The organism is Vibrio sp. 1562 (genome assembly GCF_033340155.1).
GTDB classification, from domain to species: Bacteria; Pseudomonadota; Gammaproteobacteria; order Enterobacterales; family Vibrionaceae; genus Vibrio; species Vibrio alginolyticus.
Window position 1 is genome coordinate 1 of record NZ_JAWOVY010000508.1, and the last position, 615, is coordinate 615.

Here is a 615-nt window from a genome sequence, read left to right on the forward strand (position 1 = left end):
CCACACCGGTGTACCATTGGGTGCACTTCTTGGGTAGCCATCGCCATAGCCCACTGCGATAACACCGACTTTTGTGTCGCGTTCACTTGTCCAGATACCACCGTACCCCACGCTTTCACCTTTCTTGACTTCACGAACCGCAATAAGATGAGACTTCAACGTCATCACTGGCTGGTAACCCAAATCTTGGGCCGTCTTGTCGCTAAATGGTGATACGCCGTACATAATAATGCCCGGACGAACCCACTCTAATTGGCTTTGAGGCCATGCTAATAAACCCGCAGATGCCGCTAGCGAGCGCTCGCCCTGACAGCCCGAGGTTAATGACATAAACAGCTCAATTTGTTGCGGCGTGATGCTGCTATCAAGCTCATCCGCACAACCAAAATGACTCATGTATCGCAATGGCTTCGCCACATTCGGGCACGTTTTTAAGCGAGAAATGAACTCATCATACTGCTCCGGGCGAACGCCCAAACGATGCATACCACTGTCGATCTTCAACCAAACGACCACTGGCGTTTCTAAATCCGCCTGTTCCAACGCGATAAGTTGCTCTTCACAGTGCACCACGGTTTGGATGTTGTTCGTCACTAACACAGGCAGATCGCCCGG

At 51.4% G+C, this 615-nt stretch carries 1 protein-coding gene; it reads right to left on the reverse strand.

The features are described from left to right. Nucleotides 1–615: alanine racemase (gene alr, locus R7Z49_RS26090; RefSeq protein ID WP_318112573.1), on the reverse strand; the 615-nt coding region annotated here is incomplete at both ends.